Origin of the sequence: Anaeromicrobium sediminis (assembly GCF_002270055.1) — a bacterium.
Classification (GTDB): Bacteria; Bacillota; Clostridia; order Peptostreptococcales; family Thermotaleaceae; genus Anaeromicrobium; species Anaeromicrobium sediminis.
Map to the genome: position 1 here is coordinate 142,268 of NZ_NIBG01000009.1, position 20,923 is coordinate 163,190.

Here is a 20,923-nt window from a genome sequence, read left to right on the forward strand (position 1 = left end):
ATGAATACAAAATCGCATTGTAACTCTCTACACGAATCAGGCACAATCAACACCTCTTAAAGTTTATTATATTACATACTATGCTCGTACCAATCATAATGCAATAGGGTTTAATTATTCAACAGCTTAATGTGATTATATATTAATATTTATTAAAAAATCACAAAGAATATATTTAGGAAATAAATTTTAAAAATATGAGGTGAAAATTATGAATGAAAAGAATGTGGATTTTAAGGAGCTAGTAAATAATAAGAGTAAGTTAGGGAAAGAAATAGGACTAAATAATAATGAAGTAGCCAGAAAGGTGGAAGGAAAAGGTGAGAATGTGGCTACTTTAATAGCAGGTAAAAAAGTGGATGCACAAGGAGCAAATATCTTTTTTAATGGACAATAGGGAATTTGAAAATTATATTATTAAACTAAAGCATTATCTGACAATAAAAAGAGATTATAACATATATGAATTGTGGAAGGAATTTTATTTAGTACATGAAAATAAAACTCATTTTAATTATTTTGAAAGCCTAAAAAAATCTATTAGTACATTAGTTAAATTGAGTGTATTAGAAAATATTAAAAAAGAAGAAAGAGTTCATTTAAATAAAGAACTTTTTTCCTACATGGAAAAAAAGTTTCTACATATGATTGAAAAAGATGGTTTTCAAGAAAACTTTGGAATAATAGTAGATTGGTATACTTATCTAAAGAATAACTATTACAAAGATTTCCGAGTAGAAACTAGTGAAAGGGAACTATATTTTCTTAAAAATATAATTATAAAAAATAAAATACATTATGAAAATATGAAGATAGAAAATCCTTATATTATATTAAAATTTAGTGAATGTATATTTTACTTTTACAATGATTTGTCTGAGGAAAAACAAAACAATTATAAATATTTTTATCAAAATATTCTATTGGATAGAATTAAAATCTGTAAAAATATGAATGACCATGATGATCTTAGTAAGAGCATATATTTATATAACAGGGAAAAATTAAAGGGCAAAAAATTTATCTCTTGGTTTTTAGACTATTTTTGTGGATATGGAGAATATCCACAAAAAATAATTAGGCTATTTTTCATATTACACATAATATTTTTTATTTTAATGTTATGTCCCTTTACTGAAATAGCTCATAATGGTGTAATTTTAAAGAGTAGAACCAATGTGAATATGAGTGAAGTTGTAGATATAATATATTTTAATAATTCTAATATGTTAATTAGGGGATGGGGAAAATTTTTTCCAAACAACAGTCTAACTAAAGTGATAGTTATGATAGAAGAAGTTTTAGGATTTGTAGTGGGAGGAAGTTTTGTAACCTTAACTTTACGGAAAATCTTTAGATTTTAAAAAAGATTAGCTAGTTTTTTATGGAGGTTTTGCTATGAATATATTCACAGGCCATAAACTAGAATTAACTGAAAATGGATATAACATTATTTTAGAATTAAACCCTAGTACAACCCTAGCTGAGTTTGCTAGTGAGTTTCACCATGACAACAATGAAAATAATGAATCCCTATATGAAACTGTACATAGATATATAAAAAGAAATTTTTCAAATCTTAAAATAGCAAAAGTTAAATTAGTTGTTGGTTCCCTATTACTTGTTTCAATTCCCTTCACATCAGTGACAGCTCTTGCAAGTAATACCATTGTTAAAGAAAATATAAATAATCTAAAAAGAGTTAATATCACATTGGATAATAAAATTCAAAATTATCATCAAAGTCCTGTCATAATTAATAACAGAGCATATGTTCCTTTAAGCGAATTTATTGAATCAGCAGGTGGAAGTGTTTGGTGGGATGGAAAAAGCAAAACTGTTGGCGTTAATAAGGATAATTTGAAATTTTCATTTGTTGTTGGGGCCAGTAAAGCTACACTTAATGGAAAATCCATTGACATGGCACCCCATTATATTATAGATGGTAGAGTAGTGGTTCCTGCTCGTTTCATAAGTGAAATATTAGGATTTAATGTGGGATGGGATAATACGACTAGGTCAGTTGTTTTAACAAGAGGAACACCAGGAGAAGCTGCCAAAACCTATACGGTACAAGCAGGTGATAGTCTTTGGAAAATTGGAAACAAATTTAGTGTACCAATAGATGAAATTAAGAATAGAAATAATTTAACAACTGATATGATTGAAACTGGTCAAAAACTATTAATTCCTACTGATGCTACTACAGAACCAAACACAACCATATATTATGAAGAAACTAAGCCTAAGGTGGATACATATAGGGTACTTGCTGGTGATACTGTAAATGGCATTGCAAAAAAATTAGGAACATCTCCTGATAAGATTTTAAAATATAATTATATGGATCCAAATCAATTCCTTAATGCGGGACAAACTATTTCCATTTCAACATATGCACCAAGGAATTATACAATTACTCCAGGAGAGTCTGCTGTTCCTGAAAGAAGGGGGAAAGTTGTGGATTGGTTTAGAGAAGGACAATATTTACTGAAAAGGGGAGATGTATTTACCATTACGGATGTGGATACGGGCTTGCAATTTCGAGTTAAAATGATGGGAGGATATAATCATTCTGACATTGAACCATTAACTCCCCATGATACAACAATTATGAGGCGTTTATTTAACACCTGGACATGGAGACCTAGGGCTGTTGTAATATTTAAAGATGGTATGAATATAGCAGGATCCTTAGCTGGTATGCCTCATGCTCACGATACAATCCCAAATAATAATGTTACAGGCCATTTTGACTTATATTTGTCAAATAGTATCTCTCATAACACTGGAATGCCTAGTCAAAATCATCAAAGGATGGTATATAAGGCAGCAAAATAATGTATAGGAAAAATAGTAAATGAATAAAAACAAACAAACCTTAGTAAAATCAAGTTTTACAAAAGGTTTGTTTGTCATGGCAATTTTTAATTATGAAAAATCTGTCTTTTGCTTTCTTTTAATATGTGATTAGAAAAGTCATTTGATATGGTTTCTATATTATCATATTTTAAAATACTTCTAGGTTCATTGGCCGTACTCATAAGGCAAAAATATGGTGGCAATCTAAAGCCCTTATTAATATTAAGGGCATCGATTAGCTGTTTAGCCAAAATATCACTGCCGGAGTTTCCTGATACCACTATAGAAAATAAGTTCTTTTCATAAAAGGATTGTTTTCTATAAAGGGCTGTTAATCTATTGATAACAGCAGATAAATTTGCCGAGATAGCATCGTTGTAATTAGGACATAAAAAGAGTATGGTATGGGCCTTTTCAATGGCAGGATATATTTCTTCAACCATGACTCCACCATAGAAACAACTATTTTTCTCGCTATAGTGCATACAAGTTTTAAATGAGCAACCTGAACAATCTAATATAGTTCCATTTTCCACATGAAACTCTGTAAAGTTAGGTAAATGTTTTTTAACTAGATTCCACAAAGATAGAGTATTAGATGTTTCATAGGAACTAGAATGTAGAGCTAAAATATTAGGGTTTTCTATCTTTTCTTCTGTGACACTCATTAATCTAGCTACAAGTTTTTCAGATAGAGTATAACATATTTCTTCTAAATCCATATCCATAGTCTTTTGCCAGGTTAAAAAGTTTTTTAGATTACCTGTGGCTTCCACTAGGGGATGTCCTATAAAAGCACAGCCTAATGAATTGGCTAAAAAAATTATTTCTCTGCTAAAATTTTTAGTATACAAATCATTAGGACCATGGATTAAAATGGCACCTGTACAGTTAAGAAGACTTTCTCTCCCTAGACTTTGTAAATACTCTATTGTTTTTAGAGTGTCATAGCAAACTCCAATATTATTTAATTCTATGGCAAATAGTATTTGTTTTCCTTGTAAATTAGATAGTTCACTTATTTTGTCTATTAATATAGGATTTAAGTTTTTAGTACTATTTGATACCATATTATTTAAAATAGATGATCTATTCTTAGAGCCTAAAATATATACGTCTATCATATTATATTTACCAGTTCTTCATAGGTATTAACAAGCCTTGTGTATAATTTCCCAGGAAGTTTAACCCTTTCTATTTCTACACCACTAGATGTTAATCTGTTTTTAGCACCCATAAAAACTCCACCCATGAAAGTGGCACTATGGTTCCAATCTCCACGTAATGTGGCAAGTAATGATAATGCTCCAGAAGAAAGGGCAGGTGCTATGAATGGTTTAAATCCTGTACCTCTAACATCTAAGTTTGCTTCCTTTGCCTTTTTAGTTAACTCTAAGGATAGATCTTCATCATAATTACATATACTATTAGCTATGATTAGACCATTTCCATGGGGACCATAAGCACGACCTTCATCCACATAATTAAGAGTTTTGGGATTCTCTTTAGAATAATAAAGGGCACGAGCGTGCATTACTCCTAAACCATATCCCCTTATTTGGCTAGGGAATAGGCCTTTATAATCTAAAATATTGTTAGAGTCCTTATTACTCTCTAAGAAGGCAACTTTACATAATAGGTCTACTGGGTCTGATACTACAGCAAATATTCCTTTATAATTTCTTTTGCGAGCTAATTTGGCATAATGGGATAATATTTTTGCGTTTTTTTCAAACTGAACCATGCGCACGTCACCCACATTAGAGCCTACCTTAGGAACAAAGGCAGAAGCGCAAAAGGCAAATAGGTCACAATCAAATAAGTTATCTTCGTTTATCATTTCCACAGGAGGAAATTGATTTTTATCTATGGAGTATATTTGATTTAATTCATAATTCCATCTATTTAAGGCATTAGAATCTATATTATAAAGACCTATTTTATCTATTATATCTCCACCAAGGAGACGAAGACCTATACCTAGAGTTCCACCTACATCTCCTAATCCAACTATGTTTATTCTAAATTTCTTGTTAGGTTTAGATGCAAGTAATTCTTTCCAATTTGGGTATGCTGTGTTTATAGCACAAATTTTATTATTATTTATTTTATCTTCTATCCATTTGTGGGTAACCATAGGAATTCGGCAATTATCTATTAAATTTATACCTTCCCTTTTAAAAAAGAGCAAATCAATATGGGATACACAATAGGAATCCCTAAAGGACTTAGGATCTCTATCTATTAAATAATATATAACCTCATTACAATTAATTATTTCTTCTAAAGTACAATTTTCTAAGTTTTCATACATGCTTTGAGAAAATAATAATTTGTCATTAAGTTTGTAATAATACATTTTAATCCCTACTTTTCTATTAATATTTGTTTTAGCCTACTTAAGCGATCTAAGTCATTTAGCAGGTAGTGGGATGGATTTAAGTTTAAATCATAATGCATTCCACGACCTTGGTCTGGACAACGGGGTGCCACGAATACTTCACCTAAAGATTCTAATGTTAATTTTCTTTCGTTAATATTATGATATTCATTTTCTATGGACGATAATATATTTATAGAAGCTTCGATACAAGTTTTTGATAAATTATATATGGACTTATTAGAAGCTTTATCAATATATGTTGGTGATGTATAGGGTAATATTAGATTTACAGAAGGTATTAAGTTTCTCCTTGGAGTTTCACCACGCCACAGAGTATCTCCTCCAAAGAATGGAAGAAGATAACTTTCATTAAACCATGCTTTTAATTTTGGTATATAATAGGCACAATCTATATCCCTTCCTTGTCTATCCATAAGTTCCTTGCCCCGGGCAGATAATAGGCCCACAATAGTTTTTTCTACTTTCACTTCATGTTTTTGAAGTAGGGGATGAATAACATTATTTCTATAACCCTTATGAAGAATATCATCTATTAATATAACGGGTCTATTAAAGGCCTTTATCATTTTTACTTGTGTATCAAGATTATTGTAATGGGGAAAAGGACCTATTTTAAAATCATTCATATGTGGAAAAAACATTTTCTCTGTGTGCATAGATTTAGTTACAGTATTTGGTATTATACTTCTATTTAACATGTTACCAAAGGATACACACATGGCCTTCCCAAGTTTTTTAGGAACAAAGGGCATGGTTGGAACATTGTTTTGTGCACATATTTTTCTAATTAATCTCTCATGTAAAATTTGTTTATTAAATGATAAAACTAAATTACCAGGATATAATTCTGTTAGGGCCTTTTGTATTTTCTTCCTAGATTCTAGTATGGCCTTTTTTACATAGGTATTACTTTTAAAGGGTTCCTTCATTACAGTTTCAATATCTAGATATAAAGTAGTTGGAGAATTCATGCTAGTTACATACACTGGGTTAGATTCATTACTAAAATCTAATCTTTTAAAACCCTGTAAAGATAAAATCTCCTGTAGTGTATTAGAACTATACTGGGGTAGCATGTTATTGTATACAGCATATTCATAATCCTTTGAAATACAAAAGGATAGGGTTTCTGTTAATATTATCTGTTCTAATTCCTCTTTGTTTTTCGCAACATTTATAAATATGCCATCTAAAATCAATATTCTTCCACTAGAGTTTTCACGCACATATTCAGACACTTTAATATTTTTCAAATCATTGTATAAGGAATTTAATCTAGTCCAATGATGCATAGAAAAACCTAGAATTTGGCCATTATTATGTAAGTCCCTTAAAATCAATATTCTAGCAGAAGGTTTGTTACAAAAATCCACTAATGTGGATCGAGATTCTTCGTAGTGATCCCTAAATAAAGAGGATAATTCATTTATTGAATCTATGTCAAAGTTTTCAATTAGTTGAACTTTAAAGGACAATTTTTCAGTGGGGCTCTTAAATTGTGGCTCACTTCTATAGAAACCATTTTCATATATATATCTTTGGGCTAATGGATCTATTAAACTGGAAATATCCCTATTTTCATCTATATAGCTTCTTATCTGAGTAGAACTAATTTCTTCAAAGGGGGCAGATAATGTTAATACAGTACACTGGGCAGATAATTTATCTGTTATAGTTTGAAGTTTTCCATTAGATTCCTTTGTAGATAATAGGTTATTTCTATCAAATACAATATGGGAAAATGAGTGTATAGAATCCTTTGTCTTTTCCTTATTATAAGCAGAAGCATTCATAATAACATCACTTCCAACTACAATGTTTACATCAGAGTATGGGAAATTGTCCCTCAAGATTCTTAAATTTTCCTCATTAGCTATGTTTGTTGGAAATTCTTCTGGATATGTATATATATCCAGTTCACTTGCTATGGACATATTTATTATATTTTTTCGTAATTTATGAGGAAGGGTTTGCTTAGACCAAGAAAATTCATCTATGGCTAAATAAACTTCAAAACCTAAATCCCTTACAGAAGTTACAATCATTTTATGGCTAAGGGAAAAGGGATCAAAGGTGCCAGGAAAAAATGCAATTTTCTGAGGCCATGTTAGGCAATAGTCTCCCTTATTAAATATGTAATCAGAAATAAATTTATATATATGATGTAAGGATGCTGCATTAGATAAAAACAATAGGGAATTATTTTTTTCTTTGCTTACTAAGTTCAATATTTTTTTAGCTATAAGCTTAAATATATTATTTTTTTCTTCTAAATTAATTTTATTAGAAGCGAATATGGACCTACCTATAACCCCTAAAGCCATTTGTTCTACCTTTGGTGAATAATGAACAAGACCATTTAACAAAAGGCCTAACATGTTCATAAAGCGTTTATTGTGACATTCATCATCTTGGGCAAACTGGTTTCTATAAATTGAATAATTTGCAACGGCAACTCCAACTGTCTTTAGCAATAAGGAACTTATAGTATCGTTAGATGTTTTGATTTTAAAACTGAATTCTTTAATAAATTCGTCTAATTCATTAGGTCTTAAAGTTAAAATTATTTCTCCTAGATAATTAGGTATGTATTTAGCAAACTGATATCCTGTAAGTTCTAATGCTCCTACTAGCTCAACTACAATTTCATTTCTATTTTCATAAGATAGGCAGTGGATTAACTTTAAAATAGCAAGACCTGCTTCCCTTCTTACATGATTGTGAGAACTTACCTTTAAAAGATTACAATAATGAAGGGCTACCTTGAATTTTTCATGTTCACTACTAGTTAGTGCATTTTCTAATAAAATTTCTATTTGAACTTTTTTAACTATAGGATTAGTAGCGGACTTTAAGTTTTTAAGTGAAATAGATGATAAATCACTCTGGCTTAATTTCAAATAATGATCTTCCTTATTAATATTTAGTTTTTTATTTATTTTAACAAGAAGATAATCTTCCGCAATAGAATTGTTTTTGTATGAATAATCCTTAATTAATTTTTCTATTTTTTCAATAAAAACTCCTTTAATATAATCTGAATCTATTATGTAAATTAAACTGTTTAATCCACTTATTCTCAAAAATATTTCCTTTGAATGGCACATATCAATTAGGAAATAAAAGAAACTTTCATAATAGGAGTCATTTTCATTGAAAGGAATATGCTTAATAGTGTCAATTAAATAAAAGAGCCTATTATTATCATGGGCTTCCTTATCATAAAACTGAGCCAAAGTACATATATAGTCAATAGTATTTAGGTTTAATATTTTAAAATCCTTCCTCTTGTGATTTTCAAAGAAGGAACCAATCATAGTACTTAATAATTCTCCTATCCATCCTTGGTGTTTAGCAATTATTTTATGGCTAGGATATAGGAACAATTGTATATATTTATGAAGAAGTTCCTTACTAGTGATATTATCTATAGATATACTTACATTCTCAGGTAATTCTTTTCTATATTCATTATCATATATGGCTATTAGTTTACCTATGATTTCGGAACTGTGTTTCCTAATATCATCGTCAGGATGAGTTAAGAGCTCATATAAAAACTTTAAAGTGATAAGTTTTTGATTTTGAGTTAAGTATGTGGAATATTCTTCAAAAACACTTAAATACTCCCTTATAGTTTGACCATTTTTTTCACTTCTTGCAGACTGTAATATTAAGTCTAGAGAGGTTTCTGTCCTAAGGAGATGCATTACCTCTATATTATGATATATGGATAAATACTTAACATTATCAATAATTTCTTTTCCCTGCAATAGGGAATAATATGTTTTATCTTTTTTCATATGTGGCACATCTTTATTAATGTCTATACTTATGTTTAAATCTAACAAAAAGTCTTCAAAATCTTTCAACTTGTTATAAACCTTTGTATATCTTTTTTGTTTTTCCTCATCCACATTATCTAACTTATTAAGTATTACATCAAAGGCATCTGATAGGGATGTAATCCCCATCTTATATCCCTCTGGTGTGCTAATATTTTTAACCCTAAAGTCACAATATATTAAAATTAGAGATTCAATAGATAGGTTTTCAAGTTCTAAGTCCCAAACGGAATGGTTAGTGGCAATATTTCTTATATATTCTATATTGTTCTTATTAAACCATAAATCCGTGTAATAATAGTGTAAATAAGGAACTCTTCTTTGTTCCTGATTAGTACATCCAAATTTACCTATATCATGACCGGCAGTAGAACCAGATACCCTTCCTAAATCAATTGATAGGGGAGAGTTATATACTTGTCTTGCAATATACATGGCAAGATAATGAACTCCACAAATATGATCTATAGTACTAAATCCTTTAACTTCCTGATTTAATTTCATAAGTTCATATACATATTGCCTATTAAATGATTTTATAAATTTCATATATTCACTACTATCTTCTAGGGACCTTATTTCACTCCTAGATAGGAAGTTTAGAGGGTACTTACTCTGCCATGTGTTATCGTTGGATTTCTTTTGAAATTGTGATATAATTCTTAAAACTTCAAGGTAAATATAAGAGGCCCTATCTAGTTTTGGATTGAGGGTTATATTCACTGCATGGGGGAAGGATTTTGATAGACAAAATTCGTACAGGTATTCAAGCCAGTTATTAGGCACATGTTCTATACATAAATCTATTAACATGTTTTTACATAGGTTTAAAGTTCCTTTGCAGGAATAATCTTTTTTAGAAACTATTCTGCTTAATTCTAAAAAGAAATGATTAGACTCTATGTGGTTTTTGACAAAATCTCTATTTAGTGAAAATTTATTTAAAAAAGAATCATCTAATAATTTGTGTGATATACTGTTGTACAATTCTTGAATGGTTATGTTGCTCATAAAATACCTCCTAGTCTAGATGGTTGTCAATCTTATTATAACTTAATTATAAGTTTAAATGTATATATGGAATAAAAAAGGAGTGATTTGGTGAAAAAGATAGATGAAAGAGATACTATGTTTGCTAGAATGGCCTATGAGATAGGATCTAAAGAATATGAAGATTACTATAGGAAAAATCCACATAAGCTGGAAATAGACACGGAAATAAGAGAATTACCACCAATGGGAGGGGAAGGAAGTGCCATGTACAATCCTATTACTTCTCCAATTGTGGATGCTACTTTTAGATTTTTAGGAAATATAAAAAAATATTCTGAAGGAGAAGTGAATCCTAATAAGAAGAAAATAGATGATGTGGAGAAAATGACTAAGATTATAAAGGGACTAGCTAAATATTATAATGGAAAGTTAGTAGGAATAACTAAACTTAAGGATGAACATTATTACTCTCATAGGGGAAGAGAACCAGAAAACTATGGGGAAGAAATTGAGAAGAAACATAAATATGGAATTGTATTTGCCGTAGAGATGGAAAAGGACATGATTTTTCGTAGTCCCCAATTATCTGAATCCATAGGAGTAACTAAAGGATATGTGGATGGAGCCATAATAGGAATGATACTTAGTCACTATATAAGAGAATTAGGATATGATGCAAGGAATCATATGGATGGGAATTATTTAGTGATTGCGCCATTAGTGGCAAGGGATGCAGGCCTTGGGCAAATTGGAAGACATGGACTTTTAATAACCAAAGAATATGGAGCTAGAGTTAGGCTGGGAGTCGTAACTACAGATTTAGAATTAATAGAAGATCCTAAGGAAGAGTTTGGTTTAATTGAATTTTGTAAAGTCTGTGGACGTTGCTCTAAAACTTGTCCAGGTAGATCCATACCTAAAGGACAAATGGAAACAATAGATGGAATTGAAAGATGGAAGATTAACGCTGAAGAATGCTATAGAAGGTGGAGGGCTTTAGGAACGGACTGTGGTATTTGCCTAGCTAATTGTCCATTTGCAGATAATATACCAAGTAACTTAGTGGACAATTTAAAAGAAGATTGGGCTAAAAAGGAAGTATTGAAAAATTTTGCAGAAAAACATCCTATTAGACCTTACATAAGAGGCAATGTAGATTGGTTAGAATAAATTTAGCTTATTAGTTAATTAATCAATATTTTTTATCATATTAAATAAATCTTCCTATAAAATCTGCTTAGGATACAAAAACTATACTAGAAACGAAACACCAAAATCTATGAGGTGTAGGTGGTGTGAATACAGGCTTTGGAAAGTTTTTTATGTATTTCAAAATAAGCTGTATCTGAATATGATAGTAATATACCCATTTCTGTACTAGGAGGAAGATATGATGAAAAGAATATTGGTAACGGGCGCTTCTGGACAAATTGGCACTGAATTGGTAAGCATGCTCAGGAATAATTATGGAAAGGATAACATTGTTGCTAGTGACATTAAACCTTCGAAAGATTCTAAAATAGTAAACTCAGGACCATTTGAAATAATAGATGTTACAGATGGACGAAAGATTGGAGAGGTAGTAAAGAAATACAAGGCAGATACTATTATTCATTTAGCATCCCTATTATCAGCAGTGGCTGAAGGTAATCCTACCCTGGCCTGGACAATAAATATGGGAGGATTGTTTAATGTATTAGAAGTGGCAAGAGAAAACAAATGCGTTGTATTTACCCCAAGTTCTATTGCTGCCTTTGGTCCATCAACTCCTCAAGATCATACTCCACAGGATACTATTCAAAGACCAACTACCATGTATGGAGTGACTAAGGTTAGTGGAGAAATATTGTGCGACTATTATCACAAAAAGTACGGAGTAGATACACGTGGGGTGAGATATCCTGGTCTAATTTCCCATGCGGCATTACCTGGTGGAGGAACTACTGATTATGCAGTACACATTTATTATGATGCTATAAAGAACAAAAAATTTGAGTGTAATATACAAAAGGGAACTTATATGGATATGATGTATATGCCCGATGCATTAGATGCAATTGTAAAGCTTATGGAAGCGGATCCATCTAAATTAAAGCATAGAAATGCATTTAATATTACAGCAATGCAATTTGATCCAGAGGGAATATATAATGAGATTAAAAAGCATGTACCAAACTTCCAAATGGAATATAAGGTTGATCCAGTGAAGCAGGCCATAGCAGAATCTTGGCCAAATTCTTTAGATGCCAGCTGTGCAAAAGAAGAATGGGGATTTAATCCTAAATATGACTTATCTTCCATGACTAAGGATATGTTAGATAAATTAAATAAAAAGTTAAAATAATGAAAAACTCCTCTTGAAAAAAGAGGAGTTTTTCAAATTTGTTTAGAAAATAATAAAGTAGTGAAACTACTTAAAGAAGATGAACTTATATAGTATAATAGATTTTAGACTTAAAAATCTAGGGTTAAATACTAGAGTTAAATAATTGAACAAAGGAGTAATAGACAATGAGAAATACAGATTCTATTTTAATAAAAAAAGCAATAATTCATGTGTTAGATAATAATTCTGATATGCCAATTTTAACGGATTACGAGCAGGAAATAGATGAGGTTATCCATGAATTTTTAGAGAAACATATTATAAAGTGCCTACAAGATGAAACTAATAAGAAAGCTAATTTTAGGTCAGGAAATCAAGTAGTATTAAATTCTTGTGAGGAGATATTTGATGATGGTGATACTTTTGTAGAAAACTCTCAAAGGATTGCAAAGCAACTTTTTAAAGTAATGAAAAGTAATAATAATATATCTTCTTGTGATTTGGTTATAGCCCTATATTCCTTTGAAGATAATGAATATGTAGCTGTTCTTAAGCTGGATTACAGCACATCTTTTATACATCATGTGGAATTTGTGGAGGAAAAATTTAAAATATCCATAATGCCTCAGGCTATAGGTCTCCCAGGACTAAATCAAAAGATACAGAAATGTGCTTTTATAAAAAGATATGATGAAGATGCTGAATATGATTTAATAGTTTTGGATAAGCAAATGTTCAATAAAGAAGATGACGCAGGTGTAGCACAATTTTTTATAAATGACTTTTTAAATTGCAATATGATATTAGACAGTAGGGACAAGACAAAAATATTTAAAAGTGCAGCTGAAAAATGGACAAGAAAAAATTTAAGAGAAGACATAGAAAAGGCCCAAGAAGTAAGAGAGGGAACCATAAGTATTCTTAAAAACGCAGCAGAAGTAGATCTAGATGGATTTGCAAGAACCGTATTAGGTGATGATAGGGATAAAAAGGATCACTTTATACAACATATGAATAATGAAGGAATAGAGATACATGGATTTGACATAGACAAAAATTGGGTAGAGAAGAAGATGAAAAGAAGGGTTATGAAGACAAATACAGGTATTGAAATTAAAGGAGAATATGAAGATTTTGAAGATGACTCTAAAATTGAAATTAAGAGAAATGGTGATGGAACTGTAAATATAGTAGTAAAAAATGTGAGATTTTTTCAAGAAAGATAGGTCAAAATACAGTTTAGGAGAATAAAATATTATTAAATTACTAAAAATAATTATAAATTATAAGTTTTCAATTCCATTCCCTTTAAAACTGTATTGTAATATTGTATAATATAATTAAACGTACCTGGAATGTGCGTATAAGCTTCATAATTCAACCGACAAATAACATCCGGGAGCTCGGGTTCTCTTATCTATGAAATGCCTTTAAATAGGACTTCAGAAATAAGAGGCAGGTACCCACTTGGTTGAGACGCGGGTGTGAATTATAAAGCAAAACGGCATTCTGGGACTTATTTTTTTGTAAAGACATATTTTAAAGTACTGATTTTTACACTACCAGTAATTAATATGGAAGCCATGTATACTAAAAATCCAAATAAAATACTTATTGTTGTATTAAGAACAAGGCCCATTTGTAAGTTAGAATATGCAAATTTTACACATGTAATCATTAAACAAGTACATATTATAGGTTTTAAAATGTCGTTAATAAATTTAATAGACATTTTTTTTATGAAAAATTTTAAAGATATGACATTTAAAGTACATATTATTACAGAGGATATTAAAAATCCATATAGGAATCCTTTAATACCATAACGTGGATTAGGTACTAAATAAAAAGTACAAAATAGCTGAAAGCTAATTCCTATTAAGTAATTAATAGTAGTAACTACCTGCTTACCCATACCATGAAGTACTCCCGCTGCCGTATGATGAAGACTCCAAAGTATAACAGTATAAGATAAAAAAGATAGATAGAAGGATACGTCATGTTCATTGTATATTACTGTACAAATAGGCTCTGAGAAAGTTAAAAACAAAGCAAAGAGTGGAATTGATACGAATAAAGTCATTTTCATAGCTAAACCTGATTTTAACCTAATATTATCAAGATTTTTATAAGCCATTTCCTGAGACACGTTAGGGATAATATTTATTACTAAAGCAGATGTTACTATAAATGGTAAAAATAATAGAGGAAAGGCCATTCCTGTAATTTTACCAAAAACTTTCATAGCTTCCACATAAGAATAACCAGCAAGCTGAAGCTTTTGAGGTATTAATAGGGCGTTTAATGATTGCATAAGGACTGCTATTAATCGAGTAATTGTTATGGGAGTAGCTATTATTAGCATATCACCTATATAAAACAGAGGTCTATTCATTAGAGGAGAATAGTTTCTTCTTAATCTTGTTGTTTTTTTAAAATTATAGACTAACCATATAAATCCTGTTAATTCCCCCACTGAAATACCAATTACAGCTACCAGAGCAGCATACTTTGTTTCAACAGGACCTAATAGATATAATGTACCGATAACGAATGTAATTCTAAAAAGTTGCTCTAACACCTGAGAAGTTCCTGCAGGCTTCATTTCTTTTATGCCATAGTAGTATCCTCTGAATATGGAGGATAAAGTAATTAGAACAATAGAAGGACAAATTCCTAATAAGCTATAGTAAGAATCTGGGGACTTTAATAATTTATCACTTATAAATCTGGCATTTTTAAATAAGAGAAAAGCAAAAAAAGTGCTTATAATAACACCTGTTATAGTAGCTAATGCTAAGACCCTATAGCTACTTTTTTTGTTACCTAAAGACATATGATGGGCTACCAATTTTGATACGGCCACAGGTAGTCCCGCAGTGGTGAAAGTAATGCATATCATCAAAACGGGAAAAACTAAATGAAATAAGCCTACGCCTTCTGCCCCTATCATACGAGAAAGAACTACTTTATAAAAGAAGCCCAAAAATCTTACTATGAAATTTACAACTACTAATAGAAGTGTGCCGTAAAGAAAAGAATTTTTTTTCATGGATAACCTCCTTTAACCCAGATTATTCATAGAAAGTTTGAATTTGCTATGAATAATCTGGGTTTAATTTTCTCATACTAAATTTTTTAAACCTATAATAATCATATTCTTTACAAGTTAAAATATGAGTCTCAGATAAGTAGAATAAATAATGAATAGGTGTAGAATATTAAAAAAGAGAAATGATATAAGGAGGTATATGAATTGGAATTGGTATGTCCTTTATGTAATGGTCTAACTAAATATTTGTGCAGATGTGAAAAGTGTGAAAGTGTTATGGTGGATAAAGGGCCAATAACAGATTTTTTAGATGAATATAGCCCATATTTGCCTATTGAATTGACAAGTAAGGTAGATGGAGCGAGTAGCAATATTTGTGTACATTTATTTTATTGTGAAAAATGTCGTAACGATAAAAGAGTAAAAATTGAAAGAATAAAATTTTAAAATATAGTTGACAGAAAGGAAGAATACTATTATTATATAAATAACTTTAGTACTTTAAAGCGATAAAATATAAAAGTGAGGATGGGATAAGGGTGGAAAGACAAAAGTATGATTATATGATATTAACTACTGAGAAAAATGAAAAGGAAAGAAGAATCATAGAAGAAAAGTTAATTGAAAAGGGATTTAATGTATGTAGTAAAACTTATAATAAGAACATAAAATATTATATTGAATATGCACAAAACAATGAAACTGATGAAATAATTCAAATAGAGGATGATTATTTAAAAAATATAAGTCTTAAAGACAATAAAGTAACTAAGAAATTTTTAAAGAATTTTATAAGTCAATTAGAATACGGACAAAATTATGTTTCTATTCATTAAGGATACATATAAATGTATAAATAAATATTAGACTTTCTTAACATTTTAAATACAGTTTTTTAAACTGTATTTTCTTTTGTTTAAATAGTTTAAATAAAAAGGTCTTATGCATATTGAAACCCCTGTGTAGAAATTTGACGAAAAATGTACAGAAATATAAAAAAATGAAATTCCATATAGAATTTTATTCAAAAATAGGAGGATTTAACTAGACTTCTAAAACGGAGTTTTTGTATAATTATAATATATGTAGTGTTTATAAGAGTTTAATGAACATTATTAATGGGAAAATGGTTAAGTCACCATAAAAGGCAAAGATTTTCGCTCTATGGGCAGTTTCCATAATTTTGAAATCGTTGCAAATATAAAGAAAGGAACTTTAAAAGGAAAGACTAATTAATATAAAAGGAAGAATGAAAATTACTAAATAACTTAAGTAAAATTAGAGGTAAGTATAAAGTAAAACTTAATTCGGATGGAGGATTAGAATTGTTAGTCATCGGATAAAGTTGTTTTTAGGAGGGTCTTATGGAAAAATTCAACAAGAACACTTTAGACAAAAGAAAACCTCAACATTTATATGTTCAATTATTTAACCTAATTAGGGATATTATAATAAGAGGGGAACTAAAGGATCATTATAAGTTACCACCTATAAGATCATTAGCAGGTCGATTGGAAGTGAATAATAGTACTGTAGTAAATGCATATAGATTGTTAGAAAAAGAGGGTTATGTATATAAAAAAATAGGAAGTGGTACATTTGTATCTCCTAGACTTGAATATGATAATGAAGATGTAATATTAGAAAAATATCCTGCTAAAGATGATCTGAAGTTAATGGACCAAGGGCAAATACAGATTAGAAAAGATATGATAAGTTTTGCTAGTGCAACGCCTACACCGGATTTATTTCCAGTGGAAGCCTTTAAGGTGTTGCTAAATGAAGTATTAGATAGGGACAAGGGTGAAGTTTTTGGATATCAAGAAAGTCAAGGATATTTTCCATTAAGGGAGTCTTTGACTAAATATCTGAAAAATTACAATATTGAAACTAAACCTGAAAATGTACAAATAATATCAGGAGCTCAGCAGGGGATAGATGTAATAGCAAAGGCCCTAGTGGAATATAATGACAGGGTAATTGTAGAAAGTCCCACGTATACAGGCGCAATTGGAACATTTAGATCAAGGGGAGCCCAAATAATATCTATTCCTATTTTAGAAGATGGTATAGATATAAAAAAATTAGAAGAATCAGTTAGGGTCAATAAGCCAAAATTGATTTATTTAATGCCCAATTTTCAGAATCCTACAGGGTATAGCTACTCTTTAGAAAAGAAGAAGAAAATATTAGAAATAGCTAAAAAATATAATGTATTAATAGTAGAAGACGATTATTTAAGTGATTTAGTATTTAATAAAAAGGAAAATGGCACATTAAAGAGTTTAGATAAGGATGGTTTAGTAATATATATAAAGAGTTTTTCTAAGATTTTCATGCCTGGACTGCGCCTTGGATTCTTAGTCATGCCTCCAAGGGTGTATCATAAAATATTAAGAGCCAAACATACATCCGACATTTCCACTTCTGGTTTAAATCAAAGGGTATTTGATTTGTACTTAAGGAGAGATATTTGGAGAGATCATATACACCATATGGAGAAAATATATAAAATAAGATTTGAAGTTATGTGCAAAAGTATTAGTAAGTACTTTAGCGAATCAGGTTTAGAATACAATATTCCAAATGGAGGTTTAAACTTTTGGTTCAAACTACCAGAGGGATTAAACTCTGATGATATATATGACAAAGCAGTGAAAAAAAATGTACTAATAATACCAGGAAATATATTTTTTCCTATAGTAAATGAGAATAGTTATTTTAGATTAAGTATAGCAGCCGTATATCCTGAACAAATAGAAGAGGGTATTAGGATATTGGCTAACATAATCAAAGGATACAATAAGGAACATATAAGGGATTCCTATACTCCATTATTATAAGGAATAGTGAAAAAAACATTTCCTAATAGGACTTGTTGATTTTTTTCTTATACCTAATATTATTCCTCCTTAGGGCATAGGATAATAAAAAGCCTTTAAAGGGGGACTTTTTATGAGAATTGGAATTCCAAAAGAGTCGGGTATTGGAGAGGGAAGAGTTTCAATTACTAATAGTGAAGTTAATAAACTAGTAGCTGCGGGCCATAAAGTTTATGTGATGAAGAATGCTGGCATATATGCGGGAATAAGTGATAATATATACAAAGAGTCCGGAGCTGAAATAGTAGAAGATATAAAAGAACTTTATAATAAAAGTACCTTAATAGTAAAGGTGAAAATACCATCCTTATTAGAGCAAGAATATATAGGAAAAGAGCATATATTATTTTCTTTCATATTACCTTATAAAAATCCTAAATTTGTAGAGAATATGCTAAATAAAAAGGTCACAGCCATTGCCTATGAAAATATTAAAAGTATAGAGGGAGAAGCAATAATAAAAAATCACATGAGTACCTTAGCTGGAAAAATAGCCCTATTATTTGCAGGGAAATTTTTGCAAAGTAATTATGGAGGAATGGGAATACTATTAGGAGATACTTTGGGATCTCCTCATACGGAAGTAGTTATATTAGGTGCAGCCAGTGGAGCCTATGCAGCTGCTAAGACAGCTTATGGACTAGGCTGCAATGTAACTGTTTTAAATAGAAGTGTGAGTAGATTAGAATATATTAAGGATAGAATGTCAAGTATAACTTGCTTAAAATTGAAGAAAGAAAACATACATAAAGTAATAAAAAAAGCGGATATTATAATAAATACTATTGATTTAAAAGGACAACAAAAGGAACATATAATAGAAAAGAGAATGTTAAAGAATATGAAAAGAAAGAGTGTTATAATAGATATGGCCTGTGATGTAAATGGAGCCATAGAATCCATTAAGAAAACTAGTCACAAGGAACCTACTTATATGGAAGATGGAGTTATTCATTGTGCTATTTCAAATTTGCCAGGAATAGTACCTGCTACTGCATCGAAGCTATTAGGAGAAACCATAGAACCTTATATTAAGTATGTGGCAAATGAGGGATTGAAAAAAAGTATGTTTAATAATAGGGGGCTAAGAAGCGGTTTATGTATGTATGATGGATTTTTATTAGATAAAAAAACAGCTAAATTATTAAATGTAGAATATTCTACTTTTGAAGAAGCCTTTTAGGTATGTTCTAAAAAATATAAGGTGAGGTGAGCCTATGAATGTAAAATTCATTATAAATCCTTCATCAGGTAAACAGATAGTTCAAAAAAGCCTTGATAGGATAATTGGAAGATTAGTATTGGATAAAATTATAAAAGAAGTAGATATATACTATACGGTAAATGAAGAAGAAACTTTTAATGAGTTAAAAAATATTCCTAAAGGAATGTTTCACTTAATAGTGGCGGTAGGTGGAGATGGAACTGTAAATCAAGTGATAAATGGAATGGTAAAATATAATATAGATGTTCCCCTTGCCATACTTCCTAGTGGAACGGTGAATGATTTTGCCAATTGGTACAAAATATCTAATGATGTGGAATCTTTTATAGAAATGATTAAGAATATGAATACGGCAAAAATTGATGTGGGAAAGGTTGGAGAAAAGTATTTCTTAAATGTGGCTGCCGGTGGAATGTTTACAGATGTAGGCTACAAAGCATCATCAGATTTTAAAACTACATTTGGCAAGTATGCCTATTACGTAGAAGGTGTGAAGGAAATTCCTAAGAACCTTTTTAATAGTATAGAAGTAGAGATAGAGTATGAAGAAAAAAAAGAAAAAAAAGAAATTTTTATGTTTATAGTATCTAATACACCTATGGTTGGTGGGTTTAAGAAGGTTGCTCCCATGGCAAAAACAGATGATGGATTACTTGATGTATGCATAATAGAAAAATGTGATATAAAAGATTTTGTCACATTGTTTTTGCAAGTAATTGCAGGAGAGCATATAAACCATCCTAAAATTATGTATCTTCAATCTAACAAAATAAGAATAGCACCTACGTCTAAGGATGAAGAGATAATATTAGATTTAGATGGGGAAAAGGGTGAAAAGTTACCAGCTACCATATTAACAATTCCAAAGGCAATAGAAGTGGTAATTCCATAGTAAGTAAAAAAGGGAGAGACTAAGTTTAGACTCTCCCTTAAAATTATTTTTTCTCAGCAGTTTTTTCTATAGGAATAACTTGCGTAGAAGGAGTTTTCATACTACATTTTCCATCGAAAATAGCTTTGTCTTCTATTACCAGGCTATCTACTTTTAAGTCACCTGTAACTTTACCAGATGAATTTATCTTAAGTTGTTCTCTTGTAGTAATATTCCCATTTACAGAACCAGAAACTATAACATTATCCGCTTGTATATTTCCTGTAATCTTACCTTCAACTCCTAAGATTAGATTTCCATTTATAACTATATCACCAAAAAATTCTCCATCTATTCTTACGGTACCTTGGGCATTTAACTTTCCTTCAAATTTGGAACCTTGACCAATTAAAGTATTGATATTTCCATTAGTATTTTCTGAACTAGTATTTTTTCCAAACAT

At 30.2% G+C, this 20,923-nt stretch carries 16 protein-coding genes and 1 other RNA gene; 12 read left to right on the top strand and 5 right to left on the bottom strand.

The genetic code is table 11. The annotated features are described in order from the left end of the window. The first annotated feature begins 211 nt into the window (after positions 1-211). Genes CCE28_RS11760 through CCE28_RS11770 form a run of 3 tightly spaced genes read left to right on the top strand, consistent with a single transcriptional unit; the run spans position 212 to position 2,841 of the window. On the top strand, positions 212-397 hold the full coding sequence (locus tag CCE28_RS11760; protein WP_095133917.1) for a hypothetical protein: 186 nt from the start codon (positions 212-214) through the stop codon (positions 395-397). Beyond that, complete coding sequence (locus tag CCE28_RS11765; RefSeq protein ID WP_095133918.1) at positions 387-1,364, top strand: hypothetical protein; 978 nt, start codon at positions 387-389, stop codon at positions 1,362-1,364. The genes CCE28_RS11760 and CCE28_RS11765 overlap by 11 nt, the downstream gene beginning before the upstream one ends. A gap of 34 nt (positions 1,365-1,398) precedes the next feature. Further along, on the top strand, positions 1,399-2,841 hold the full coding sequence (locus CCE28_RS11770; protein ID WP_095133919.1) for a stalk domain-containing protein: 1,443 nt from the start codon (positions 1,399-1,401) through the stop codon (positions 2,839-2,841). A gap of 86 nt (positions 2,842-2,927) precedes the next feature. Here the strand turns inward: CCE28_RS11770 and CCE28_RS11775 are convergent, their stop codons facing one another. The 3 genes from CCE28_RS11775 to CCE28_RS11785 are packed head-to-tail and all read right to left on the bottom strand — an operon-like array spanning position 2,928 to position 10,122. Beyond that, complete coding sequence (locus CCE28_RS11775) at positions 2,928-3,986, bottom strand: NAD(P)H-dependent oxidoreductase (RefSeq protein ID WP_095133920.1); 1,059 nt, start codon at positions 3,984-3,986, stop codon at positions 2,928-2,930. Then, positions 3,983-5,221 carry a lactate/malate family dehydrogenase gene (locus CCE28_RS11780; RefSeq protein ID WP_095133921.1) on the bottom strand — a complete coding sequence of 413 codons (1,239 nt, stop codon included), beginning with the start codon at positions 5,219-5,221 and terminating at the stop codon, positions 3,983-3,985. Before CCE28_RS11780 ends, CCE28_RS11775 begins: the two co-directional genes overlap by 4 nt. A gap of 8 nt (positions 5,222-5,229) precedes the next feature. Further along, a complete protein-coding gene (locus CCE28_RS11785) occupies positions 5,230-10,122 on the bottom strand; it encodes a cytidyltransferase (RefSeq protein ID WP_095133922.1) in 4,893 nt (1,630 codons plus the stop codon). A gap of 90 nt (positions 10,123-10,212) precedes the next feature. Between CCE28_RS11785 and CCE28_RS11790 the strand changes: the two genes are divergently transcribed. From CCE28_RS11790 to ssrS, 4 genes are all read left to right on the top strand, one after another. Then, positions 10,213-11,274 (top strand): 4Fe-4S dicluster domain-containing protein, encoded by a 1,062-nt coding sequence (locus tag CCE28_RS11790; protein WP_095133923.1) that lies wholly within the window; start codon positions 10,213-10,215, stop codon positions 11,272-11,274. Between the two features lie 223 nt (positions 11,275-11,497). Next, entirely contained in the window at positions 11,498-12,448 is a 951-nt protein-coding gene (locus tag CCE28_RS11795) for an L-threonine 3-dehydrogenase (RefSeq protein ID WP_207652893.1), read from the top strand. 167 nt (positions 12,449-12,615) lie between these two features. Then, positions 12,616-13,656: a nucleoid-associated protein gene (locus CCE28_RS11800; RefSeq protein WP_095133925.1), complete on the top strand. Its 1,041-nt coding sequence runs from the start codon at positions 12,616-12,618 to the stop codon at positions 13,654-13,656. A gap of 118 nt (positions 13,657-13,774) precedes the next feature. Next, positions 13,775-13,950: non-coding RNA, 6S RNA (gene ssrS / locus CCE28_RS11805), on the top strand. On the opposite strand, the gene spoVB is transcribed toward ssrS, so the two are convergent. Then, positions 13,947-15,482: a stage V sporulation protein B gene (spoVB, locus tag CCE28_RS11810; protein WP_095133926.1), complete on the bottom strand. Its 1,536-nt coding sequence runs from the start codon at positions 15,480-15,482 to the stop codon at positions 13,947-13,949. The genes ssrS and spoVB overlap by 4 nt on opposite strands. A gap of 204 nt (positions 15,483-15,686) precedes the next feature. Here spoVB and CCE28_RS11815 point away from each other — a divergent pair, with 204 nt between their 5' ends. From CCE28_RS11815 to CCE28_RS11835, 5 genes are all read left to right on the top strand, one after another. Continuing rightward, complete coding sequence (locus CCE28_RS11815) at positions 15,687-15,929, top strand: hypothetical protein (protein ID WP_095133927.1); 243 nt, start codon at positions 15,687-15,689, stop codon at positions 15,927-15,929. A 92-nt stretch (positions 15,930-16,021) separates the two neighbouring features. After that, positions 16,022-16,318 carry a hypothetical protein gene (locus CCE28_RS11820; RefSeq protein WP_095133928.1) on the top strand — a complete coding sequence of 99 codons (297 nt, stop codon included), beginning with the start codon at positions 16,022-16,024 and terminating at the stop codon, positions 16,316-16,318. 528 nt (positions 16,319-16,846) lie between these two features. Next, positions 16,847-18,325, top strand: a complete 1,479-nt coding sequence (gene pdxR, locus CCE28_RS11825; RefSeq protein ID WP_095133929.1) for a MocR-like pyridoxine biosynthesis transcription factor PdxR — start codon at positions 16,847-16,849, stop codon at positions 18,323-18,325. A 112-nt stretch (positions 18,326-18,437) separates the two neighbouring features. After that, on the top strand, positions 18,438-19,547 hold the full coding sequence (locus CCE28_RS11830) for an NAD(P)-dependent oxidoreductase (protein WP_095133930.1): 1,110 nt from the start codon (positions 18,438-18,440) through the stop codon (positions 19,545-19,547). A 34-nt stretch (positions 19,548-19,581) separates the two neighbouring features. Continuing rightward, positions 19,582-20,481 carry a diacylglycerol/lipid kinase family protein gene (locus CCE28_RS11835; RefSeq protein ID WP_095133931.1) on the top strand — a complete coding sequence of 300 codons (900 nt, stop codon included), beginning with the start codon at positions 19,582-19,584 and terminating at the stop codon, positions 20,479-20,481. Positions 20,482-20,524: 43 nt separating this feature from the next. On the opposite strand, the gene CCE28_RS11840 is transcribed toward CCE28_RS11835, so the two are convergent. Further along, on the bottom strand, positions 20,525-20,923 hold the full coding sequence (locus CCE28_RS11840) for a bactofilin family protein (protein ID WP_095133932.1): 399 nt from the start codon (positions 20,921-20,923) through the stop codon (positions 20,525-20,527).

What these genes read in the sequence shown, in the direction of transcription:
- CCE28_RS11780 (WP_095133921.1), bottom strand. Translation starts at nt 5,221, where the DNA reads ATGTATTATTACAAACTTAATGACAAATTATTATTTTCTCAAAGCATG.
- CCE28_RS11760 (WP_095133917.1), top strand. Translation starts at nt 212, where the DNA reads ATGAATGAAAAGAATGTGGATTTTAAGGAGCTAGTAAATAATAAGAGT.
- CCE28_RS11835 (WP_095133931.1), top strand. Translation starts at nt 19,582, where the DNA reads ATGAATGTAAAATTCATTATAAATCCTTCATCAGGTAAACAGATAGTT.
- CCE28_RS11830 (WP_095133930.1), top strand. Translation starts at nt 18,438, where the DNA reads ATGAGAATTGGAATTCCAAAAGAGTCGGGTATTGGAGAGGGAAGAGTT.
- CCE28_RS11840 (WP_095133932.1), bottom strand. Translation starts at nt 20,923, where the DNA reads ATGTTTGGAAAAAATACTAGTTCAGAAAATACTAATGGAAATATCAAT.
- CCE28_RS11770 (WP_095133919.1), top strand. Translation starts at nt 1,399, where the DNA reads ATGAATATATTCACAGGCCATAAACTAGAATTAACTGAAAATGGATAT.
- CCE28_RS11785 (WP_095133922.1), bottom strand. Translation starts at nt 10,122, where the DNA reads ATGAGCAACATAACCATTCAAGAATTGTACAACAGTATATCACACAAA.
- CCE28_RS11795 (WP_207652893.1), top strand. Translation starts at nt 11,498, where the DNA reads ATGAAAAGAATATTGGTAACGGGCGCTTCTGGACAAATTGGCACTGAA.
- pdxR (WP_095133929.1), top strand. Translation starts at nt 16,847, where the DNA reads ATGGAAAAATTCAACAAGAACACTTTAGACAAAAGAAAACCTCAACAT.
- CCE28_RS11800 (WP_095133925.1), top strand. Translation starts at nt 12,616, where the DNA reads ATGAGAAATACAGATTCTATTTTAATAAAAAAAGCAATAATTCATGTG.
- CCE28_RS11775 (WP_095133920.1), bottom strand. Translation starts at nt 3,986, where the DNA reads ATGATAGACGTATATATTTTAGGCTCTAAGAATAGATCATCTATTTTA.
- spoVB (WP_095133926.1), bottom strand. Translation starts at nt 15,482, where the DNA reads ATGAAAAAAAATTCTTTTCTTTACGGCACACTTCTATTAGTAGTTGTA.
- CCE28_RS11765 (WP_095133918.1), top strand. Translation starts at nt 387, where the DNA reads ATGGACAATAGGGAATTTGAAAATTATATTATTAAACTAAAGCATTAT.